The organism is Streptomyces sp. CA-251247, assembly GCF_050952975.1.
Lineage (GTDB): Bacteria > Actinomycetota > Actinomycetes > Streptomycetales > Streptomycetaceae > Streptomyces > Streptomyces achmelvichensis.
Map to the genome: position 1 here is coordinate 8,020,909 of NZ_CP191861.1, position 17,443 is coordinate 8,038,351.

Below are 17,443 nucleotides of genomic sequence, written 5' to 3' on the forward strand. Positions count from 1 at the left end.
GCCGCCCGCCGGGTCAGCCGACGAACTCGACATCGGACGTCAGCCAGCGGCCCTTCTCCAGCACGAGGTCGAGTTGCAGCCGGTAGGTACGGGACTGCCCTTCCGGCGCGGCCTTGTTCGTCACCTTGCTGTCGGCGACGACCAGCACCCGTGCCGAGCGCTTGTCGGCCCGCGCTATCCCCGCCTCGAGCACCTGGCCCTCCGAGACGGACCTGTTGGCGGCGACCAACTTCGTCAACTCGCCGGTCTGCGCGGCGAACTGTTCCTTGAAGTCGCCGGTCGCGCCCTTCATCACGTTGGCGCTGTCCCGGTCGTAGTGCCGGTAGTCCAGCGATGTGAAGTTCAGTGCGGACTGGCGGGCGGCGGCCAGGATGTCCTGGTGCCGGCGGACCTCCGCCCGCTGGTCGTACACCTGGAGATACAGCCAGCTGCCGAGCGCCGTCACGGCGATGGTCGCCACGGCCAGCGTCACCGCCGTCGCCCTGCCGCGCCCCGCCGCGGTGGCGAGCCTGCCGCCGAGCCGCCGCAGCGAAGTCACCCGCCGCGAGAGGACACCGCCCGCGCTCATGCCATTCGTCCCACGAGCAGCCATTGCCACGAGTCCTTTCCGAACGTGCTCTGTTCTCCGCCCGTCGAGCCGATCTCGAGGAGCGTGCCTCCCGGCCCGGCGAGGGTGCCGGTCTCCGGGTCGTATGGGGTGACGTGTGCCGCCTGCCGCGCGCCGCCGGACGTCGAGGGGCCCAGCGCGTTCTGGGCGCCGCGCACGGAGGTACCGCTGCCACGCGGTTCGGTGCAGCGCGCCTCACGGTTGGCGGGCCGCTGCGAGGTGTCCGCCGGGTCGCGCCGCTGGGTGCCGTAGCCCTGGCGGCACGGCGGCGGGTCGTCGGCGTTCACGACCATGCCGAAGTGGGTGGTGCCGTCGCCGGGGATCACGGTGTAGCTGCCGGCGACGATCACCGGGAACGTCACCAGCGCCTGTTCCACACCGGGCAGGCGCGCCACGGTGACCTGGCCGCCGCTGATCAGGTTGGACAGCAGCACCGGCAGATGGGTCTCGTTGGACTTGAGCAGCGAGTCGACCTCCTGCGCCGCCGGGGCGGTGTTGCCGACCAGCCGCCTCAGATCGCCGTCGCGTGCCTTCAGCTCTGCGGTCAGCGCGGCCAGGTCGCGGGAGAAGGACTTGATCGCCGACCCCTTGTCGCTCTGGGTCTTCAGCACCACCCGCGAGTCCTCGATGAGCGAGGTCGTCTCCGGCAGGTTCTTCGAGGCCGACTCGACCAGCAGGTTTCCGGAGTCCACCAGCCTGCTCAGATGCGGCCCGGTGCCGGCGAACGCCTTGCCGAGTTCGTCGACCGTGACCCGCAGATCGTCCTTGGCGACCGAGTTGACCAGCTGGTCCAGGCTGAGGACGAGCGCCGTCGTGGGCAGTGGAACCCTGGTGTCGGCGCGCGGGATCTCGCTGCCCTCGTCCAGGAACGGGCCGCCGGGGCGGCGCGGCTGGAGGTCGACGTACTGCTCGCCGACCGCGGAACGGTTCGCCACCACGGCCAGCGTGTCCGCCGGTATCCGGGTCCCGTCCTCGATGTCCAGCGCGACGGAGACGCCGTCCGTGCCGGCGAGCCGCAGCTCCGCGACCCGGCCCACGGGAACGCCCCGGTAGGTGACCTCGGCGCCCTGGAAGATGCCGCCGGAGTCGGCGAAGTCGGCCCGCACGGTGTATCCGCGGTCCAGCAGGATGTCCATCAGGCCGGTGTAGCGGGCGCCGACGTACGAGCACCCCACCGCGGTGACGGCGGCGAAGGCGATCAACTGGGCCCTGACCGTACGAGTGATCACGGCTGCATCCCCTTCAGCATCAGTTCGGCCAGTGCCAGGTCGATCCCCGCGGGCAGCCGGCGTCCGTCGCCGTCCCTGTGAGCCACCTGGCTGCCGGTGCACACCGGCGGACACAGCAACCCGTCGCTTCCGGGGGGCGGGGGAGCGCCCGGCGTCGGTGCGCCGGGAATCTCCGGGGGCGCGGTCGGCAGAGGCACCTTCGGCAGGTCGGGCAGGTCGGGCGTGCGGGGAACCTCCGGCAGCTCGGGCTTCTCAGGACCAGGCCCGGGCGGTTCCTCCGCGAGGTTGCCGTAGACGCTCGCGAGGTCCAGGTCCGCGGTGATCTTGAGGTTGACGTAGTCACCCTTGATGGCGCCGGTCACGTTCCGGGGGAACGGATAGGTCGTCAGAATCTCCAGCGAGTTGGGGAGATCGCTGCCGGCCTTGTTCAGCTGTTGCAGGATCGGCTGCAGGCTCTTGAGGTTGGCCACCGTGTCCGCGCGGGAGGTGTTGATCACCTTGGTGCCCGTCTTCCCTAGCTCGGAGAGCGAGGTCAGCATCGCCGTCAGATCGCTGCGCTGGTCGGCCAGGACCTTCAGCGCGCCGGGCACCGTGTCCACGGCCTGCGCGATCGTCTTCTTCTCCGCGGCCAGCCGCTTCGCCAGCCGGTCGATGCCCTTGAGCGCCCGGACGATCTCCTTGCGCTGCTTGTCGAGCCCGCCGATGAACGTGTCGAGCTCGCCCAGCAGGTCCTTGACCCGGTTCTCCCGGCCCTCCAGCGCCTTGTTCAGCTCCACGGTGATCGTCTTGAGCTGCGCCACACCGCCGCCGTTCAGCAGCGCGGAAAGGGCGGAGAGCACCTCTTCGATCTCCGGGTTGCGTCCGGTGCGCGACAACGGGATGCGCGCGCCGTCGGTGAGCCGCCCACTGGCCCCGATGCCGACCGGCGGGGAAAGGGCCACATACTTCTCACCGAGCATGCTGGTCTGCCGCAGCTCAGCCATGGCGTTGCCGGGCAACTTCACGTCGTCCGCGATGCGCAGGCGTACCCGGGCGTGCCAGCCGACCAGCTCCACCTTCTCGACCGCGCCCACGGTGACGTTGTTGACCTTCACCGCCGACTGCGGGACCAGGTCGAGAACGTCCCTGAAGTCGGCCGTCACGTGGTAGGCGTTGCCGTCGGGGGCCGCGCCGCCGGGCAGGTCCATGTCGTACAGGCCGTTGAAGTCGCAGCCGGTGAGCAGCACGGAGCCCATGGCGGTGGCCAGGGCCACGGCCCGGTGCCTGCGGGGTGCGCTCATGCGCGTGCCTCCAGTATTCCGCCGAGGGTCCGGTCGACCTGGCCGGTGCCCGGCACCGCGCCGGCGTGCGGGACCTCGGGCAGCGAGTCGAAAAGCTTCTCCAGCTCCGTGCAGTCGGGGTTCTCGCCCCCCGCGTCACCGGTGGTCCTCAGCAGCGAGCACAGCAGTGCCGCCGGGTCCTGCGGTTGGTCGGGGTTGTTGCGGGTGTCGAGGGTGCCGGACGAGGGGTTGTAGGCGTTCTGGAGGTTGGAGAGGCCAGTGGGTGCGACCTCCAGCAGCTCCGCCAGCGCCGCTCGCTGGGTGGCCAGCACCTGGGTGACCTTGCTGAGTCCCTCCACGTCCTCGGTCAGCGCCTTCTTGTTGTTCTTCACGAACCTCGAGACGTCGCCGAGCGCCACCCCCAGATGCTTGAGCGCCGCCGCGAGGTCTTTGCGCTCCCCGGCGAGTTGGCCGGCGACCGCGGCGAGACTGTCGTTGAACGACCGCACGCTCTTGTCGTCGGCGGCGAGCGCCGCGTTGAACACCTGAAGATTGCGCACGGTGCCGAACAGGTCGTCCCGGCCGTCGGACAGCGTGGTGACCGCGAGGGACAGGTCCTCCACCGTCCGGTGCATCTGTTCGCCCTGGCCGTCGAGGTTGGCGGCGCTCACCCCCAGCAGCCGCGCGAGGGAGCCGTCCTTGTTGGCGCCCTTCGGACCGAGCGCCTCGGCCGTCGTGTGCAGACTGTCGAAGACCCGGTCCAGCTCCACCGGCACGGCCGTGCGGCTTTGAGGGATCACCGCACCGTCGCGCATCACGGCCCCGCCCCGGTACACCGGCAGCATCTGTACGTAACGGTCGCTGACCACCGAGGAGTTGATGATGGCGGCCTGGGCGTCGGCGGGGATCTTGCGCCCGGGCTCGTACTCGAGCTCCACACGCACCCGGCCGCCCTCCGGGACGATCCCCGTGACCTCGCCGACGCGTACGCCGAGCACCCGCACGTCGGAGCCCGGGTAGATGCCCACGGTGCGCGGGAAGTACGCGGTGACGCGGACCGGTTGCTCGCGCGGCCACAGCACGACCGCGACGCAGACCAGCAGCGCCGTGACCACGGCGGCGGCTGTCAGCCGGGCCGTACGGCCCTTTGGATCGAAGCGGATGCGGCCTTTCATCGCGAGTCTCCTTTTCGGGGGACCACCGGAGCGGCGACCAGGTTCTGGATGTAGCTGTCGAACCAGCGGCCGTTGCCGAGGGTGTTGGTGAAGACGCGCACATAGGGGGCGAGCAGCGCGACGCTGCGGTCGAGGCTCGCCTGGTTGCGCTCCAGCATTCGCACCACCTGGTTCAGCCCTCTCAGTGCCGGGCCGATCTCCTGCTCGTTGTCCTCGACCAGGCCGGAGAGCTGGATGCCCAGTGCGGCCGAGCTCTTGAGCAGCGCGTGGATCGCCGCCCGGCGCCGCGTGATCTCCTTGAACAGCGCGTCGCCGTCCTTGACCAGGGTGGTGAACTCGCCGGAGCGCTCGGAGAGGATCCTGGTGACGGAGTTGGCGTGCTTCAGCAGCTCCCTAAGGTCCTCGTCACGCGAGGCCACCGTCTTCGAGATCTTCGACAGGCCCTTGATCGAGGCGCGTACCTCCTCCGGCGAGTCCTCGAAGGTCGCCGAGAGGGTGTCCAGTGCCTTCGCCAACTGCTCCGTGTCGACCTTTTCGCTGGTGGTCGTCAGATCGCTGAAGGCCTGGACGACGTCGTACGCCGGGGTGGTGCGCTCCAGCGGGATCTCGCTGCCGGGCCGCAGCTGTCCGGACCCCTTCGGCTGCAGGGCCAGGTACTTCGCGCCCAGGATCGTCTTGATCCGGATGGCCGCGCCGGTCCTGGTGCCGAACTTCGGCTCGCCCTTGATCTTGAAGGTGACCTTCACATGGTCGCCGTCGAGGTCGACCTCGTCGACCTTGCCGACCTTGACCCCTGCGATGCGCACCTCGTCGCCCGGTTTGAGCCCGCCGGCCTCGGAGAACGCCGCGCTGTAGGTCTCGCCGTTGCCGATCACCGGCAGGCTGTCCGCGTTGAACGCGGCGGTCGTCAGCAGCGCGAGCGTGGTGATGCCGACAGCGCCGATCACCACAGGGTTGCGGTCACGGAAGGGTGTGCGGGGAAGGAGACGCATCTTCATCCGCCGCACCTCGCCCGTGCCACGTGCAGCTCCGGAGTGATCACCTCTCGGGTCTTCGGCAGCACGATCCGGCCGTCGAAGTCACAGAGATAGAAGTTGAACCAGGAACCGTACGAGGCGGTCCCCGTCAGCTTGTCGAGCTTGTTCGGCAGCCGCTTCAGCACGCCCTCCACGGTCTTCTCGTTGTCGTTCAGAGTCCTGGTCAGGTCCCTCAGCTCCGCGATGTCGCCCTTCAGGGGCGGCCGGGCGTCCTCGAGCAGACCGGAAGTCGCCTCGGTCAGCGCGCCGATGTTCTCCAGCGAGGAGCCGATCGGCTTGCGGTCGGCCGACAGGCCGGAGATCAGCCGCTGGAGCTGTTTGAGCAGCCCGGAGAACCGGGCGCCGCGCTTGTCGAGGGTCTGCAGCGTGGTGTTGAGGTTGTCGATCACCGACCCGATCAGCTCGTCCCGGTCGGCGAGGGTCGTGGTCAGGGACGCGGTGTGTGCGAGCAGGCTGTTGACCGTTCCGCCCTCGCCCTGCAGCGTCTTGACGATCTCGGTGGCGAGCTGGTTGACGTCCTTCGGGCTGAGGGCGGCGAACAGCGGCTTGAAGCCGCCGAGCAGGGCGTTCAGGTCGAGCGCCGGCTGGGTCAGGGCCAGCGGGATCGTGGCGCCGGGCTTCAGCCGCGTCCCGTCGCCCGCGCCCTCGGTCAGCGCCACGTAGCGCTGGCCGACCAGGCTCCGGTAGCGGATGACCGCTCCGGTGCTGGTCAGCAGCGGCCGGTCGCGGGTGACGGTGAACGTCACCTCGGCCAGCGTGCGGTCCTTGATACGGATGGCTTCGACCTCGCCGACGCGCACTCCCGCGACGCGGATGTCGTCACCCTCCTCCAGGCTCGTGACATCGCTGAACACCGCTCGGTAGGTGTGCTCCGGGGCGAAGGAGATGTTGACGATCGTCGCCGCGAGCAGCGTCGTCGCCAGGATCGTCACCACGGCGAAGAGAAGGAACTTCACCAGCGGTGCCGCGGTCGCGGTGGCCCCTGATGCCTTCATGCCACACTCACCGCCGTCCCGCGTGCCATGGGCCCGAACAGCAGCGTCGCCACCGCGGGAACCCGGTCGGCGGGCACCCCGAGGACCGGCGCGACCAGCGACCCCACGGCCCGCTGCTCGGCCGCCGTCGCAGAGACCGGGCCGGCTCCGGGCGGGCCGCCGGCAACGACGTCCTTCGTACCGTCGTCGAGCTTGGTGTGTCCCGCCGGTACGGAAGGGCCGGGGATGCCTCTGCAGTTCGGGCCGGAGCGCTCGGCATAGCGCGGTTCCTCACCGGGTCGGTACGCGGGTCGCGGGTGGACGAATTCGAGGGTGATGCGCATCTCGCCGCCCGCGAACGCCTTCTCGGACTCCCTGCTCTGGCGCTCGAGGCCTTCCAGCAGACACGGGTACTCGGGCGAGTAGCGGGTGAACAGGTCGAGGGTCGGGCGGGAGACACGGCCCAGGGTGATCAGCCGCTCGCCGTTGTCGTCGAAGAACCTCTCCGCCGTGCCGGCGGCCTTCGCCGTTCCCGTCAGGCCAGCGGCCAGCTGCTCGCGCTTTTCCACGATGGTGCGGCTCGTGGTGACCGAGTCGTGCAGGATGTTCATCAGGTCCGGTGCCGCGTCGCCGTAGACCTCTGCGACATCGGCGAAGCGGGAGATGTCCTCCTGAAGGGAGGGCATATGGGGGTTGAGCTCACGCAGATAGCGCTCCAGCCGTACGAGGTTGCCGCCGATGCGGTCGCCACGGCCCTCCAGCGCGGTGGAGAACGCGTGCAGCGTGGCGTTGAGATCGGCGGGCCGCACCGTGCGCAGCAGCGGCAGCAGGTCGTTCATCAGATGCTGCACCTCGATGCCTGCCCGGGTGCGGTCCTGGGTGATGACGTCCCCGGCCCGGATGTGCCGGCCCGAGGAGCCGCCGGGTACCACGAGGTCGACGAACTTCTCGCCGAACAGCGTCTTCGGCAGCAGCCGGGCGTGCACATCGGCCGGGATGCGCGACACATGCTCCGGCTTCAGCGCGATGTCGAGCGTGGCCTTCTCCCCGTCGGCCCGCACCTCGCGCACCTCGCCGACGAGCAGTCCGCGCAGTTTGACGTCGGCCCGCGGGTCGAGTTGGTTGCCCAGGGTGTCCGCCTCGAGCGTGACGCGTACGACCGAGGTGAACACCTGCTGGTACACGGTCACCGACAACGACAGCAGCAGCGCGATGACGGCGAGGAACACCAGCCCGTACAGCCGCAGCCGGCTGGTGTTCGCCGCGGCGCTTCCCTTCGTGTTCATCGGCCCCTACCCCGCTATCCGTACGGTCGTGTTGGCGCCCCAGATCGCCAGGCTGAGGAAGAAGTCGAGAATGTTGATCGCCACGATCGAGGTGCGCACCGCGCGGCCCACGGCGACCCCGACGCCGGCCGGGCCGCCGCTCGCGTAGTAGCCGTAGTAGCAGTGCACCAGGATGATCACGACGGCGAAGACGATCACCTTGCCGAACGACCACAGGACGTCGACCGGCGGCAGGTACTGCTGGAAGTAGTGGTCGTAGGTGCCGGCCGACTGCCCGTAGTAGCCGGTGGTGATCGTGCGGGCCGCGAAGTACGAGGACAGCAGCCCCACCACGTACAGCGGGATCACCGCGACGAAGCCGGCGATCATCCGTGTCGTCACCAGGAACGGCAGCGACGGGACGCCCATGACCTCCAGCGCGTCGGTCTCCTCGCTGATCCGCATCGCGCCCAGCTGCGCGGTGAACCCGGCGCCGACCGTCGCGGACAGCGCCAGACCCGCCACCAGCGGCGCGATCTCCCGGGTGTTGAAGTACGCGGACAGGAACGCCACGAAGTTCGACGTGCCGAGCTGGTTGAGCGCCGCGTAGCCCTGGAGGCCGACCTCGGTACCGGTGAAGAACGACAGGAACGCGATCACCCCGACGGTCCCGCCGACGACGGCGAGCGCGCCGCGCCCGAAGCTCACCTCCGCGAGCAGCCGCAGGGTCTCCTTCTTGTAGCGGCGCAGCGTCCGGCCGGTCCAGGCCAGCGAACGGCCGTAGAAGACCAACTGCCTGCCCAGCTCCTCGAGCTGCGGCGGCAGCAGACGATTCATCAGCGGCATCGCTCAGCCCCTCTGCGGAACGATCTGGAAGTACACGGCGGTCATCACGAAGTTCGTCACGAACAGCAACATGAAGGTGATGACCACCGACTGGTTCACCGCGTCGCCGACCCCCTTCGGGCCTCCCTTCGCGGTCAGCCCCTTGTACGAGGCGACGATCGCCGCGATCGCCCCGAACACCAGGGCCTTGAGTTCGGCCGCCCACAGGTCGGAGAGCTGGGCGAGCGTGGTGAACGAGGCGAGATAGGCGCCCGGGGTGCCGTTCTGCAGCACCACGTTGAAGAAGTAGCCGCCGGCCACCCCGACCACCGAGACGAGGCCGTTGAGCAGCACTGCTACCAGCATCGTGGCCAGCACCCGCGGCACGACCAGCCGGTGGATGGGGTCGATGCCCAGCACCTGCATCGCATCGATCTCCTCGCGGATCTTCCGCGCGCCGAGATCCGCGCAGATCGCCGTGCCGCCCGCGCCCGCGATCAGCAGCGCGGTCACGATCGGCGACGCCTCTCGCAGCACGGCGAGGACCGACGCCGCACCGGAGAACGACTGCGCGCCCAGTTGCCTCGTCAGAGAGCCGATCTGCAACGCGATCACCGCTCCGAACGGGATCGACACCAGCGCAGTCGGCAGGATCGTCACACTGGCGACGAACCACGCCTGCTGGATGAACTCCCTGACCTGGAACGGCCGCTTGGGGATCGTGCGCAGCACGTCCAGCCCCATGGCGAACAGGCTGCCCGACTGCCGCAGCGCCCCGACGGGTGACAGACTCATGCGTCACCCACCCCTCCGCGCACCGACGCCCGCACCTGCCGCAGTGCCTCACGGTCCGCGATCTCCGTCCAGCGGGGCGGCCGTTCGATGCCTTCGGTCGGCAGCAGCCGCGGCGTCAGCTCGAGTACGCCCGGCACGGCGGCGTCAGCGGCCTCACCGAGCTGCGCGAGTTCCTGCTCGACCTGGGCGGCGTCCTTCTCCTCCGCCATGCCGATCGGCCCCTGCATCCGCCCGTTGAGGAACTGCCGTACCACGGGCTCCTCGCTGGTCAGCAGCCGCTCCCGGGGGCCGAACATCACCAGCTCGCGGCGGAACAGCAGCCCGATGTTGTCCGGGACCTGGCGGGCGGAGGCGATGTCGTGGGTGACGATGAGGAACGTGGCGTCGATCTGCGCGTTGAGATCGACGATCAGCTGGTTGAGATATGCCACGCGCACCGGATCGAGGCCCGAGTCTGGCTCGTCGAACAGGATGATCTCCGGGTCGAGCACCAGGGCCCGTGCCAGTCCCGCCCGCTTGCGCATGCCGCCGGATATCTCGCCGGGCAGTTTGTCCTCGGCGCCGATCAGACCGACCATGTCCATCTTCTCGAGAACGATCCGGCGGATCTCGCCCTCCGGCTTGCGGGTGTGCTCGCGCAGCGGGAAGGCGATGTTGTCGTAGAGGTTCATCGAACCGAACAGCGCGCCGTCCTGGAACAGCACACCGAACAGCTTGCGGACCTCGTAGAGCTCGTGCTCGCGCAGCGTGGTGATGTCCTGCCCGGCGATTCGGATCGACCCGCGCTCCGGCCGCAGCAGTCCCACGAGCGTCTTCAGGAACACGGACTTGCCGGTCCCGGAGGGCCCCAGCATGACGGAGACCTCCCCGGCGGGCAGCGTCAGGGAGACGTCCTGCCAGATGACCTGGCGCCCGAAGGACTTGGTGAGCCCTTCCACGCAGATCTCGACACCCATCCCGTACACCCTTCAGCCGTAAGCGGTCCGACAACTGCTCTACGGGGAGGGGAGGGGCGTCCGTCGCGGCGAGGCGAAGTTTTTTCGGCGGAGTTTCGTGGGGGTTTCGGCGGTGGCGGAACCGGTTCGGCAAGTGGGTCCCCCCACTGCCGCCGTGTCGGAGGGGCGGGTAGGGGAGGCGCCCGCGCAGTGGTTACGGATGCGTCGGGAGAGGCGGCACCGCCGGCGGGGACGGCACGGTCGGGACCGACGCCGAGGGGATCGGCACGGTCGGAACCGGCAGCGTCTTCGCTACCACCGGCACCCTAGGAACCGGTGGCAGCGAAGACGCCAGATCCTCCGCCGACTCCAGCACCGGCAGCCCCGACACCGGCGACGACAGGGGCAGCGCCGGCAGCGGCACGCCGGGCACTTCCGGCAGCGGCAGTCCCCGCTCGCCCGCCGGGCGGGCACTGCCCGTTGCCCCCTGGGTCGGGGCGGCCGACGAGGCGGCATTCCCCGGCGCAGCCGTACGGCCGGGTTCCGGCGCCCCGGACCCGGCCGCCTCCGTCACCGCCGGCCGCACGGGGCTCGGCCGGGGGGCGTCGCCGTCATGGACGTACGGCAGGACCAGGGCGGCGACCGCGAGCGTCACCGCCGTCGAGGCGAGCGCCACCGCCTGGGCGTTGCCCCCACTGGCGGGCCTGCCCCGGCCGCACAACCACAGCACCAGCCCGAGCGTCGCCGCCAAGGAGTGGCGCAGGGTGCGGCGGGCGCGTGCCAGCAGGGACTCGACGGTGCGGTAGCTCAGGCCCATCTTCGTGGCGACCTGCCCGACGTCCAGGTCCTCCGCCTTCAGCCACAGGGCCTCGGCCTGCCGGGCCGGCAGTTCCGAGCTGCGTACCGCGAGCCAGTTCGCCTCCGCCCGGTCGCAGACCGCTTCCTCGACGGGGACCGGGCCCGGGGCGTGCAGCCTCGGGCTGTTGTGTACCTGCGCCTCTCGGTGGATTTGGCGGTGGCGGTCCACGCACAGCCGCATGGTCACCGTCGTCAGCCAGGCGCCCAGCCGTTCGTCGTCGAGGTCCGGGTGCTCCGCGGCACGCAGCATCGCCTCGTGCACGGCGTCCTCGGCGTCCTCGGCGCTCATCGACCGGCGGCGGGCAACTTTGAGCAGGTCCTCACGGTGGCTCCAGGCACGCTGCCAGCGTTCGTCGGACTCCCGGCCCGGTCCGTCGGGCTGGGCAGGCTGCACGTCTGTAGCCATGAGGGCCCCTTCGCTCACACCGCCGGTCGCGTCCCGGCCCGGCGGGAGGCGACATTACCGCCCGGTATCCGGAATTGTGGAGGGGCCTGCGGCCATCGAGTTTGTTCCGTTGCTGGCCAATCCGCTGGACCCGCCCGGCAGCAGCCCGTCGCCGGGCGGCAGCACGTCCGGGAGCGGCAGCAACGGCTGCGCCGGTTCATGACCGTCGGCCGGTGCGGTGGCGCGCGGGCGCGCGGAAGGGGCGGTCGGGCGGGTGGCGGCTGGTGCCTTGGTGGGCGACGGGGCCGCCGCAGGGCGCGGCCCGCCGGTGCGCCGCGGCTCCGGAGCGGCCGGGACGGGCCGGGCGGGCCCGGCGGACGGGCCGCGGTCGTCCGGCACCACCCGGTGGCCGCCGAGGTAGTACGTGTACCAGGCCAGCACCGTCCGCAGGTACGCAACGGAGTGGTTGTAGCCGAGGACGGCGCGCTCCAGGCCCGCCCGCTCCGACAGGTCCCGCCCTCCGGCACACAGGTACCGCCCGGCCGCGAGCGCCGCGTCGAAGATGTTCCCCGGGTCGGCACGGCCGTCGCCGTTGCCGTCGACGCCCCAGTGCGCCCAGGTGGAGGGGATGAACTGCATGGGCCCAACGGCACGGTCGTACACCGAGTCCCCGTCGTACGCCCCGCCGTCGCTGTCCTTGATGAGCGCGAAGCCGTTCCCGTCCAGCCGCGGGCCGAGGATCGGCGAGAGCCCAGTGCCGTCGGGAAAGACACGTCCGCCGCGCGCCTGCCCGGACTCCACCTGGCCGATCGCGGCGAGCAGTTGCAGCCGCAGGCCGCAGCCCGGAGCGCTGCGCGCGAGCGAGGCCTCGGCGGCCCGGTAGGCGGCGAAGACCGTCGCCGGGAGCGCCCCGGCCGCCGGGGCGGCAAGGACCCCCGGCGTCCGGACGTCCGCTGACCCGGGTGTACGCAGCGGCGGCAGCTCGGTGCGGTATGCGCTGTCGCCGGAGACGGTCCCTCCCGTAGGCAGCGGCTGCCGCTGCCCGGCCGGGACGGCGGTACCGGGCCCTTGCGAGGTGGTGAGCGCCGCGACCGCCGTGGCGGCGGCCGCCGTCGCCCTGACACCTCTGCCTACGCGTCCTGTCATCATGCAGACCCCTCCCTGTGGCGCCGGTCCGGACGCAATCGGGGCCGGCGTGGCTGTCGTCGTCTGCTCTACGCGGGACCGCCGCCGGTCCGTCGCGCCGCGATGCGTGTTCTCGGCCAGCGCCGGTGGAGGGGGAGCGGGTCGAGGCCCAACGGGCAGGCCCTGACACGGAGGCACGGTGCGACGGAGCGTGGAATTCACGACGGAGCCGTTCGATCTGGACGAGCCGCCACCGCACACCGTGGCGGCGCGCTGGGTCGTGCAGCGCGCGGATCCGGACTCGGTGGACGTCGGACCGTTCGGCAACACCGCGGAGGGCGGCGCGGAGCAGGTGCTCGGCGCCGTCGACGCGTTGCTGCGCGCGGCGCTGGAGACGGCGCGCCCTGGGCGTCTCTCCGGGGCAGCGTGATGGAGGGCCGGGATCTACGGCGCTGGACCAGGCGCTCGCCCCTCATTTGGCCCGTTTCCTTGCCCGCCTCGACACTCGGGCGGCCACTGCCCCGCGCATCCCCGGCCGGTAACAGGACCTGGGCTCACGACGCGATGCAGCCTGCTTGCCCGGCTGGCCCCCTGCCCGGCTCATGCTCCCTCGGCCGTCCGGCCGGCCTCACCGCCCAAGGAGCAGTTCGTATTCCTCACCGACCCGATCGATTTCGCCCGGATTCGATGGACACCAAGATGGCGCGGTTGAACGAGCTCGCTCAGCTCGAGGTGGAAGGGCGTGCTCGTGCGGACCTCAATGTCAGGACGGATGCACGCCGTCGGCCTGAAGGCCATGGCGCGGACGCACTGCCGCGCAGCAACTTCGGTCGCGACCCGCCGCTACTCATGGCATGAGCGAGAGCCCGACACCGCCGCGCCGCCCGCTCTACGCGCCGTCCAGCCACCGCGAGCCGCGGTGGCGTTTGCTGAGGCCGGCCATTGAGCGGTCGATGCCGATGCAGTACGCGCAGTCGCCGCCCTGGGTGACGTGGTGCGCTGCGCGTTTCCCGCTTGTGGGCGATAGGCGGCTGTGGCGGTCTCGATCGGTAGGTGTTCGTCGTCATCCGCACGCGCCCCAGGTTCTGGTGTTGTGGTGAGGTGACCGAGTTCTCGCATTGGCTCGGCTCGCCCTAATGCGGTGCCCGGCGTAACCGACAGGCGCGGTCGGCCGTTGTTCTCCCATATGCCCGGATTGAGCGATGGGTGTGCCGTGCCTCAGTTCAGTGTCCGCACAGTCCATCCTGCCGAGCAGAAGGTCGCGTGGTCGTGGTCTGCGAGAGGCACCGGCTTCCTGCACCGCTCGTTTTACGATATGGCAGCCGCCCTGCTGGGTACGGCCCTGATCGCGATGCGTGGCTCGCAGCTCGGCCGCTGGGTGGTCGACGATGCCGCGATCACTTTTGCGTACGCCCGCAGCATTGACGAGGGTCTCGGGCCAGTGCAGCAGGCCGGGTCGCCTCCGGTCGAGGGCTACTCCAACCCGGCTTGGCTCGCTCTGCTTGTTCTGGGCAGGCGTTTGAGTCTGTTCGATCACCGTACCTATTTCGGTGTGCCGGATCAGGTCCTGTACCCGAAGGGCCTCGGTGTCCTGTGCACGCTGGGGATCCTGATCGCCATTTCCCGCGTAGCGCGGCGGTCGGTCACCAACTCCTGGGTCGTGGTGCTGTTCTGCGGCGTGATCCTGGCCGGCAACATGTCGTTTGTGGCCTGGATGTTCTCCGGTCTGGAGAATCCTCTGTACGCCCTGCTGGCCACGCTGATCGCCGCCGTTCTCGCACGTGCTCTGCTGGAAAACCAGCTCACCGCGACAGGGCCCGCTGTGGTGACGGGTCTACTGGCATTGATGGCGGCCGTGACCCGTCCGGACGGGGCGGTCCTGGCAGCCGCCTACCCTGTGGTGGCGCTGCTGCGGGTACAGCGTGTGACGCTGTGCGCATCCGCGCGAGCAGCGGCTTGTGCCGTCGCTGCCTTCGCCGTTCCGTATGCCGCTTTCCTCGGATTGCGCTATGCCGTCTTCGCCCGCCTCGTACCGAACACCGCGCTGGCAAAGGCCCAGGACACGCCGACCTGGGAGTCGTTCTCCGGGACGGGCTCACTCCTGTCGTTCGCGGGGTGGACGGCTGTGCTGGTCGGCGCTCTGGTGACGGGAGCGGCCCTGGGGCGCTCTGGACCTGTGCGGACGGCACTGCCAGGTGTCCTCGTGCCCCTTGCCCTCACGCTCGCTGCCTTCGGTGTGCTCAACCCGGACTGGATGCGCATGTTCCGGTTCGCGACGCCGGTGTGGGCGCTGGCATCCCTCACCATCGGCATCGCTCTGACGGCCCAGGTGGAACGAGGATCGCTGCGCGTCAAGACCGTGGTCGGGATCACCGTCTGCACAGCGATGCTCGTGGCATGGGGTGGCCAGCGGGAACGCGCCGCCTCGTTCCAAGCCCACCCCACCCTGCCCGTATGCCACGTGGCCTACCGCTACGGCGCCGTATTCAACGAGTACGCGCAGCGCCTGAAACTGACCAACGCCACTCTCCTCGCCCCGGACCTCGGTGGCACACTCCTCACGAGCAACCTCGCCGTCAGCGACCTCGCGGGTCTGACCGAGCCCACCATCGCAGACGCCTACGCCCAACGAGACATGCCCGCCCTGCGGCGCCACGTCCTCAAAACCCTCCAGCCCACCTTCATCCACGCCCACGGCGTCTGGGTCACCACTCCCGGCCTGACGGTTCCGCGGCTGAAGGCCGCGGGCTACATCCGCCTCTATCCCGAGGGCACCGGCGGCGACTGGGTGCGAGCAGACGCTGTATCTGACCCACAGAAGCTCGCCGCCACCAGGTCATGGGCTGCCCGAGAAGTGTCGAAGCTGCTGAGCCAGTACAAGACGAACCCCAACGAGACCTGTGGGCAACTCCGTCCGGGCCTGACCCTCGCAGCCGCACGCACCTACTGAGTGACCACGACATCGCACGGCGGCATCGCTGTCAGTGACGACCAGGCAGGCGGGCGTCCTTCCGGCTGGCCCGGGTGAGTGCTCCGGCTGGGCTTCCTCGGCCCTGCTCGTCGCCGGAACCCTTTGTGGCTGACTTCGTTCATCTGCTCTTCCTAAGGCTGGCCCATGCGGCCAGTCATTGCTCGGGACGCCCGGTCATCTGTATCAGTGCATCGCTGTTGGAAGGTGACGGCGCGCGTGTCCGGGTGGTTCCCGCATGACTGGGCTGAGTTCGCGCGGGTGTGCGAAGAAATGTGGCGAACGGCTGTTACCGCCGTCGGCGCGGCCGGCCGGGTGATGTGCCGGGTGGCGCGGCCGGTGGTGCGCCGGAGCTCGCAGGGCCTTTCGTTGAGGGTTCTACGGGGTGGTTGTAGCGGTCAGTGAATGTCAGGGCCACGCTAGACGCGCTTCCGTGTCCCGTGCAGGCGACAGTTACCGGTATGTCCGCAAATGGAAACGAGGTCCGGTCGTGCCGCCGCAGGTGGTGTCGGCGCTGCAGAGTGGGGTCCTCGGCCGATAGGGGTCGGGGACCGCAACTGCCGCCACCGGCTGTGTCTGCTGGTGGGGCAGTGTTCTTGAGGGGACATCATGTCTGCTTCGTCGACCGCCCGCCGCGTTGCCGCGACCGTTCTGACCGCCGGCGCCCTCGTCTCGGCTGTTGCCTTGCCGGCCTCCGCCCACGACGGCGATCGTGACCGTCATCGTCAGCCGCGGGTCGAGATCAGCCGCGTGCAGGCCGACAGCCCCGGCCGTGACAACGGCTCCAACCGGTCGCTGAATGCCGAGTGGGTCGAGATCACCAACCACACCCGGCGTGCGGTGAACCTGGACGGCTGGACGCTGCGCGACCGCGACGGCAACCGCTACCGCTTCGATGACGTCCGACTCCGGGGCCGCTCAAGCGTCCGCATCCACACCGGCGTCGGCCGCGACACCCGCACCGACCTCTTCCAGGACCGCCGCCACTACGTCTGGGACAACCACTCCGACACCGCCACCCTGCGTGACGACCGCGGCCGTACTGTCGACACCGAGTCCTGGGGCCGCCACCACCACCGCCGCTGACGCGGCAGCCCGCACCTGACCGCGGGCCACTCCAGGGCGGCGTGCCATCGGCACGCCGCCCCATTTGTGTGTCCGCCCGGGACCGACACTCGGGCCTGCGCAGTGTGAACGCCCGTCGCGATCAGTGGGGGGCGCCCTGACAATCCCTGATCAAGCTGTGCCGCGGGGCGGACTTCGGATCTTCGAGTGGTCTTGAGGCAAAGACGAAGCCCTGGACAGATGTGACGGCCGTCCAGGGCTTGGCCCAGCCACTCCGAAGTGGGAGCGCTTAGGAGTTAACACGGTCCAGTCTGAGGTCAGACCGGAGTTGGACTGGTGACCGTGGGCCGCGTGTCGCGCGACTGTGCAAGTACTGACCGGAGGCTTCTCGTTTGAACCGCCAGTGATGCGTGCGCGAATCAGCCGGTGGACGGCTACGACACTCGTAAGGGTGAGCCTGCCGTGTGGGGAGGGGGGCATGTGCAGGTGATGGGATTCTTTGGAACCACTGAACGCGCCCTGGAGCGGTGGACGACGAACGTGTGGCGGCTGCAGTTTCCGACGAAACGGCAGCAGTTGGAGGTCGTGGCCATACTTCACCGGCAGTGCGACGACAATGCATTGATCCTTGGGCGGCAGCGCATCCTGGCACCCAACGCCTACATCGTCGAACTGTTACCCGAGATCCACCGCCAACTCGCGGTCAGCGCAAGTCCACTCGAGCTGCATCTGGTGAACCAGGTGCGCCGGCATGCCGCTGAACAGGGCTACACGTTCGCAGGCCCTGTGACCGTAGTCCTGCGTCCTGCAGCAGGCGCGACGCCTCGGTTCCGTACTCATAGCCGCATCGCGCCCGCCGAACCCCAGACTCCCCGGCTGGCCACTTGGACGTGAACAGCAGACGATCGGCGACGACCGGCTGCCGAATGCCAACGGCAACG

16 protein-coding genes are annotated in these 17,443 nt (G+C 69.8%); 4 read left to right on the forward strand and 12 right to left on the reverse strand.

What is annotated here, in order from left to right:
• Positions 1-13 precede the first annotated feature (13 nt).
• From ACQPWZ_RS35885 to ACQPWZ_RS35940, 12 genes are all read right to left on the reverse strand, one after another.
• The gene (locus ACQPWZ_RS35885) at positions 14-568 is read right to left on the reverse strand and encodes a hypothetical protein (protein ID WP_433573624.1); all 555 of its coding nucleotides are present in this window, start codon (positions 566-568) and stop codon (positions 14-16) included.
• Entirely contained in the window at positions 565-1,836 is a 1,272-nt protein-coding gene (locus tag ACQPWZ_RS35890) for an MCE family protein (protein WP_433573625.1), read from the reverse strand. The genes ACQPWZ_RS35885 and ACQPWZ_RS35890 overlap by 4 nt, the downstream gene beginning before the upstream one ends.
• Positions 1,833-3,116, reverse strand: coding sequence for an MCE family protein (locus ACQPWZ_RS35895; RefSeq protein ID WP_433573626.1), 1,284 nt, complete (start codon positions 3,114-3,116; stop codon positions 1,833-1,835). The genes ACQPWZ_RS35890 and ACQPWZ_RS35895 overlap by 4 nt, the downstream gene beginning before the upstream one ends.
• Complete coding sequence (locus tag ACQPWZ_RS35900) at positions 3,113-4,270, reverse strand: MCE family protein (RefSeq protein ID WP_433573627.1); 1,158 nt, start codon at positions 4,268-4,270, stop codon at positions 3,113-3,115. Before ACQPWZ_RS35900 ends, ACQPWZ_RS35895 begins: the two co-directional genes overlap by 4 nt.
• Positions 4,267-5,268: an MCE family protein gene (locus ACQPWZ_RS35905; RefSeq protein ID WP_433573628.1), complete on the reverse strand. Its 1,002-nt coding sequence runs from the start codon at positions 5,266-5,268 to the stop codon at positions 4,267-4,269. The genes ACQPWZ_RS35900 and ACQPWZ_RS35905 overlap by 4 nt, the downstream gene beginning before the upstream one ends.
• Positions 5,265-6,302: an MCE family protein gene (locus ACQPWZ_RS35910; protein WP_433573629.1), complete on the reverse strand. Its 1,038-nt coding sequence runs from the start codon at positions 6,300-6,302 to the stop codon at positions 5,265-5,267. Before ACQPWZ_RS35910 ends, ACQPWZ_RS35905 begins: the two co-directional genes overlap by 4 nt.
• Positions 6,299-7,567, reverse strand: a complete 1,269-nt coding sequence (locus ACQPWZ_RS35915) for an MCE family protein (RefSeq protein ID WP_433573630.1) — start codon at positions 7,565-7,567, stop codon at positions 6,299-6,301. The genes ACQPWZ_RS35910 and ACQPWZ_RS35915 overlap by 4 nt, the downstream gene beginning before the upstream one ends.
• Positions 7,568-7,573: 6 nt before the next feature.
• Positions 7,574-8,392, reverse strand: coding sequence for an MlaE family ABC transporter permease (locus ACQPWZ_RS35920; RefSeq protein ID WP_340471011.1), 819 nt, complete (start codon positions 8,390-8,392; stop codon positions 7,574-7,576).
• 3 nt (positions 8,393-8,395) lie between these two features.
• Positions 8,396-9,166: an MlaE family ABC transporter permease gene (locus ACQPWZ_RS35925; RefSeq protein ID WP_159685103.1), complete on the reverse strand. Its 771-nt coding sequence runs from the start codon at positions 9,164-9,166 to the stop codon at positions 8,396-8,398.
• Positions 9,163-10,122, reverse strand: coding sequence for an ABC transporter ATP-binding protein (locus ACQPWZ_RS35930; protein WP_340471010.1), 960 nt, complete (start codon positions 10,120-10,122; stop codon positions 9,163-9,165). The genes ACQPWZ_RS35925 and ACQPWZ_RS35930 overlap by 4 nt, the downstream gene beginning before the upstream one ends.
• Before the next feature lie 193 nt (positions 10,123-10,315).
• The gene (locus ACQPWZ_RS35935) at positions 10,316-11,365 is read right to left on the reverse strand and encodes an RNA polymerase sigma factor (RefSeq protein WP_433573631.1); all 1,050 of its coding nucleotides are present in this window, start codon (positions 11,363-11,365) and stop codon (positions 10,316-10,318) included.
• 54 nt (positions 11,366-11,419) lie between these two features.
• Complete coding sequence (locus ACQPWZ_RS35940) at positions 11,420-12,490, reverse strand: lytic murein transglycosylase (RefSeq protein WP_433573632.1); 1,071 nt, start codon at positions 12,488-12,490, stop codon at positions 11,420-11,422.
• A 178-nt stretch (positions 12,491-12,668) separates the two neighbouring features.
• On the opposite strand from ACQPWZ_RS35940, the gene ACQPWZ_RS35945 reads away from it, so the two are divergent.
• From ACQPWZ_RS35945 to ACQPWZ_RS35960, 4 genes are all read left to right on the forward strand, one after another.
• Positions 12,669-12,899: a hypothetical protein gene (locus ACQPWZ_RS35945; protein WP_433573633.1), complete on the forward strand. Its 231-nt coding sequence runs from the start codon at positions 12,669-12,671 to the stop codon at positions 12,897-12,899.
• Positions 12,900-13,655: 756 nt separating this feature from the next.
• A complete protein-coding gene (locus ACQPWZ_RS35950) occupies positions 13,656-15,419 on the forward strand; it encodes a hypothetical protein (RefSeq protein WP_433573634.1) in 1,764 nt (587 codons plus the stop codon).
• 627 nt (positions 15,420-16,046) lie between these two features.
• Positions 16,047-16,523: a lamin tail domain-containing protein gene (locus ACQPWZ_RS35955; RefSeq protein WP_433573635.1), complete on the forward strand. Its 477-nt coding sequence runs from the start codon at positions 16,047-16,049 to the stop codon at positions 16,521-16,523.
• A 405-nt stretch (positions 16,524-16,928) separates the two neighbouring features.
• Entirely contained in the window at positions 16,929-17,396 is a 468-nt protein-coding gene (locus ACQPWZ_RS35960) for a DUF3662 domain-containing protein (protein ID WP_433573636.1), read from the forward strand.
• Positions 17,397-17,443 lie beyond the last annotated feature (47 nt).